Source organism: Nitrospira sp. BLG_2 (assembly GCF_049222245.1).
Genome location: NZ_JBLYIG010000507.1, coordinates 1 through 4,536, shown reverse-complemented (window position 1 = coordinate 4,536; position 4,536 = coordinate 1). Strand labels below are relative to the sequence as shown.

The window sequence follows — 4,536 nt, the reverse complement described above, 5'->3', positions numbered from 1 at the left end:
TAGGCGATGGCGGGTTAGTACTCAACGAAGTCCCCACTCTGGAGATCGCTTCTGTCTGCGCCCTCCGAATAGTGTGACTTCAGTTTTTCTGCTTGCTCAGACAAAATCCGTCTGCGCTCTTCAAGCGGCAACTTCATGAAGGCTCGTCGTTCAATAAGAGTGAGCGGCTCCTCGACATCAAGAGACTCACCAAGCAACCTTTCCACTTCTTCACGGCTAATTAGTCCCTCTGCATAGGCTCGAAGCGCTGTTTGCCGAAGCCATTGTGATTGTTCAGGTTCCAATTCACCCGGCTCTTTCCGTTTCCATTTCAAACGGTTTATGAGCATCATCCAATGCCGGTAGTACCCCTCTGAGATGATGTCCAAATCGAACAGTCGTCGAACAAGAGCTTGCACGCTCATTCCAAAGCGCTTCTTAAAAAGCAGCAGTTCTTCACTAAGAATGGTGTCCCGCTTAGTACCAATCTCACGATAGACCACTTGTGCGGGAGCAAGGAAGGCTGCTCCAAACCGGAATGCCGCCTTTTCCTCATCAATGTTATGCCCTATCTTCAAGACAAGATGGCCTAATTCATGCGCAAGGCTCAGTCGCTGCCGCTCTCCAGACACGCCTTTGGACGTGACGAGGCCTGCTGCTTGAGTCTGGGTGGCTTCATCAACAGCCACCGCGCAAATGCCATCAAACTTGTCGATGGCATCAATCTCGATGACATGAATGTGATGATCTTCGAGCATACCAACCATGCTTGAAATTTGATCCTGCCCAAGTTTCCAATTCGTACGCAATTCTTCAGCAGCCCGCTCAGTATCTTCTATCTTTGAAATACGATGTGCGTGGATCGGCAAATGATTCCCGTTCGGCCAGCCTGTCATGACCTGAAGACTCACTCTATCCTCCAAGACCTCCGTCACAAGGCTCTCAATTCTTCCCTGATCTTTCTTGGGTAAAGTCGAAGCCTTTCTATAGCCGATGAACTTAACAATGACTTGAGGCTCTCTCAGAAAATAGGACGCCTTAACCTTAAAGGTATCGGCAAGCTTGTTCAGAACAATTGGCGATGGGCTAGCCGTCGCACACTCATATTTTGAAAGCGCCTGCTTTGTTACAACATGGCCCATGGACGCAACAAGCGCATCCAGCGAAAGGCCTCGTGACATTCGTAGCCGCTTCAGCCGCTGAGCGATGTTAGTTGAGTTAGACATAGATAAGCAGGAGGCGTGGTTGACAAATTATACAATTTTATCAACATTTGTCAACCTTCTAAATCAGCATAAAGTCACTCCTTTTCACGATTCCTTTTGAAGAGCATCTCCTCAGTGGCGATTAGCGCGGGCGTGAGCCGGCGCTGGGTTGCAGGGGGTCTGGGGGAGGTCTACGCACTGCGTGACAAAAAACCACGCTGTGAGTGGACGTCCCCCAGAAGGGTTGTTTGACCCAGGTCTTCGCAACAGAACAGCAGGATTGGCACTATTCACCGAGGACCACGGATTTCCCGGCGCCTGCGAGCGCATTCCCAGATTTTGCAAATGTCTCGTAATCTTCAAAGCGGAGATTCAAATGATGCCGCTGTGGGTCAATGCGAACTCGCTGACCGGCCACGGTTACGCTCTCGATCCCGCAGATAATGGCACGAAGCCTTAATGAGATGTCAGCTGTAGGACAAACCCATACCACACGAGAATATTCATCGCGCTTGAGGCTCTGCAGGTAAGCAGACAGAACCGCCTCATATCGTTTGACGGTTTTCAGAGTGCGCTCGCACTCGATGGCGGTTTTCATCCCTGCGGGATCGATCGCAATGGCATCAGGCCGTTTGAGCCCTTTGCCCACTGCTCCCAGCGACTCGCCATTCTGCCAGTCCGACCAACCAGCCAATTCTGCGGCAAGGCGTAATCGTTGTATGTCGAGAGTATGACGGAGAGTAAATTCGGAGACCTTCGAAGGCTCGAAATAGTGTCTTCTTACCGTCTCAGATTTAGGATTGAAGGCCAGTGCCTGACCATGGGCGGTGATTCCCCAAATCAGTAAACTGCCCCCCAAAACCGAGTATTCGTGGCGGCGTATGATCTGTTCGGCCTCGAACTGACGCAGAGATTTCCAAACAGCCTGTCGCGATTGTAATCCGAGGACTTGGCCAAGAAGTTCCGCAGTGCTCCACAACTCCCCCCGTAAGAAACGAAGCAGTCGCTGTCGCTTCTCAAGCTGCCGCACTTTTCGCTCAGACGCAGGTATGAGACAAGCGAGTTTATTCATCAAATCAACTCCGCACACTTGAGTGTTTGCATAGGAGCGGGAACGGGATTCGGTCGTTCACCAATCGGAAGGTAACCAACTCTGATCTTCTTCGGCACACCGGCCCCCACAAGAATCGCATGAAGTGGCGGCAGAGATTGGAGCACGTTCTCATCAAACAATGGGCGCATCGACTCTCGCCAGCTCCCCTCCGCTTTGGCGAATTTGAAGATCTTCTTTTGCGCGAGTTCCGTGTATATGGGAACCGTTCCACTAAGGCGGGCCTCCCATGTCGCCGTATTGGGATCATTCGTCCGAAAGAATAGCTTTAGCCCACAGTTAACTAGGACGGCTCCTTCCACTGCCGGTGCTGGCAACGATGTATCTCGCAAGTCGCCGAGGCTTTGATGAGCCAACAAGAGATGGCAGCGGCGATCGGCAATAACCCCGCACGCTTGGAGCGCGGCAGGAGATAGCAGATATTTAAACTCGTCCATGAATAGCGCGGTCCAGCCTCCCTCCGTCTCTTGCCCCTTCTTGTCGATAATTTGAAGCACTCGAAGGAGAACCATTTTCTGCAACCTGATCGTCGGTTCATGGCGTGTGCTACCTACGACGTATACAATCCCTGGCCGACCTACGACTTGAGTCAAATCAATCCCCGCTGTTGTCTGTATGGCGGGCAATGACGCGAGTTCCTTGAGTGCCTCGAAGAACCTCCGAGTTTTGCTCAAATCAAGGATCTGAGAAGCCTTCTCAAATAACTCTGGAAATGATCGCGCTCCGGATGCAGCAACCAATCGTGCTGCTGCACGATCTTCAATTCGATAAACATCCGCGTTATCCCCCCGCTCGATCAAATCAAAGACCTGGATCAACATCTCTTCGATGTCCTGAGGTGCACAGCCTGCGAGCAGATTCAACTGGGGCGGCTGATCAGGCCGAAGGTCCAGGAATGTGAAAGGCATCCCGACACGCTCAGCTGTCGCCGCCATGACAGTGGGCATGAAAAAGTCGTTTTTGGGGTCGATGATAATGACGCATTCTCCCACCTGCACAAATTGAGCAAGCAACGTGGCGACGGCGACATTCTTCCCGCTCCGAGTTTGACCAATCACCTGGCCATGTTGCCTCGCTTGCTGGACCGTAAGATAAGTGGGCTTTCCCAGCTCATCCAAACCCAGAAAGACTCCGCGTCTCATAATCATGAATCGATGCGGATCAAAGGACTTCTGCTTTTCGCTTGGGCTCCACACTGTCCGCACGTCTGAGAGTCGCCCGTCAGGGACCTGTGTGCCGGACCAGCACCACCACCCTAGGCTTTGGCCTGCAAGAATGATCGCGTAGCCGGAAACGAGTCCATGCCAGGTTCCGCCCCAAATCACGGCAGGAATGGGAGAGACGACAAAGGCACCAGCGCCCACAATCCAATCGAGTGTGTCCGGTTGAAAAGACCAAAGCCGGTGAAAGCACAACGCAACACAGAAAGCGGAGAGATTGCAGAACGAGAACCAGAGAAGAATCCAACCATCCTGAAATGCCAACGCCAGGTCGGGCGGAATGAGCATTTGCGCACGGATTGAATTTGAGGGATCGGAGAGGTCCGTGAGTGCTGGAAGTCTCGCGAGAAGCACAAGAATCTTCTCGCGAGACCATTCCGGCAAGTACACAAAAGACACCTTCATCGCAATGACAGCTATTACCTGCTGTGCAAGAGCAGTGATGATCGCCAATCGTGACACCGAAATTCCCATCAGTGTCGCTCCCCTCAACCCAACTCTACAGATGCTGGCGGACACCAAACGAGCCGTACTGCTTCACACAAGTCATCGAACAGATGGCAGAGATGAGCGAACTCGTCTTCGAGCACAGTGACCTGGAAACTTGCTCGCACAAAACACTCGATCAAGTACTTACGCCGCTCCTTGATATGGAAGATATCGAAGTGTTCGCTTCGTGCGCTTTCTGTCGCTGGGGCGTGGGCTTTTTTCTGTAGGATCCACGCGAATTCAGCCAAGTGGCCCGTGGATCTGAAAGTGATCAAAGCATCGTTCCGCAAGATGAACAATCCTGCAGTCAGATTTCCGTGCCGCTCGATCACGTGCAAGAGAAATCCCGGTCGCTCTTTTTGGAATGACTTCACTCCCATTGTGCCCTCCATAACGTTTCTGACTATACGTTCGTAGTTCGTTCTTCTTTTCTACCACTCTTCTTTCGGCAGGATGACCAACCCAAGTTGGGCAAGCGCACTGCTTTCGCCCACGAAACCGGTGCGCGTTCCTGTCCCGGCACATGCTGAAC

At 52.2% G+C, this 4,536-nt stretch carries 4 protein-coding genes; all 4 read right to left on the bottom strand.

The features are described from left to right. Positions 1–14: 14 nt before the first annotated feature. Positions 15–1,205 (bottom strand): helix-turn-helix domain-containing protein, encoded by a 1,191-nt coding sequence (locus tag ACOSYY_RS13745; protein ID WP_421663086.1) that lies wholly within the window; start codon positions 1,203–1,205, stop codon positions 15–17. Positions 1,206–1,470: 265 nt separating this feature from the next. Next, positions 1,471–2,256 carry a MobC family replication-relaxation protein gene (gene mobC, locus ACOSYY_RS13740; protein ID WP_421663085.1) on the bottom strand — a complete coding sequence of 262 codons (786 nt, stop codon included), beginning with the start codon at positions 2,254–2,256 and terminating at the stop codon, positions 1,471–1,473. After that, a complete protein-coding gene (locus ACOSYY_RS13735) occupies positions 2,256–3,989 on the bottom strand; it encodes a type IV secretory system conjugative DNA transfer family protein (protein WP_421663083.1) in 1,734 nt (577 codons plus the stop codon). Before ACOSYY_RS13735 ends, mobC begins: the two co-directional genes overlap by 1 nt. Positions 3,990–4,003: 14 nt before the next feature. Next, a complete protein-coding gene (locus ACOSYY_RS13730; protein WP_421663082.1) occupies positions 4,004–4,384 on the bottom strand; it encodes a hypothetical protein in 381 nt (126 codons plus the stop codon). Positions 4,385–4,536 lie beyond the last annotated feature (152 nt).

Excerpts from the sequence above, each read along its gene's own strand:
- ACOSYY_RS13745 (WP_421663086.1), bottom strand. The coding sequence starts at position 1,205 with ATGTCTAACTCAACTAACATCGCTCAGCGGCTGAAGCGGCTACGAATG.
- mobC (WP_421663085.1), bottom strand. The coding sequence starts at position 2,256 with ATGAATAAACTCGCTTGTCTCATACCTGCGTCTGAGCGAAAAGTGCGG.
- ACOSYY_RS13735 (WP_421663083.1), bottom strand. The coding sequence starts at position 3,989 with ATGGGAATTTCGGTGTCACGATTGGCGATCATCACTGCTCTTGCACAG.
- ACOSYY_RS13730 (WP_421663082.1), bottom strand. The coding sequence starts at position 4,384 with ATGGGAGTGAAGTCATTCCAAAAAGAGCGACCGGGATTTCTCTTGCAC.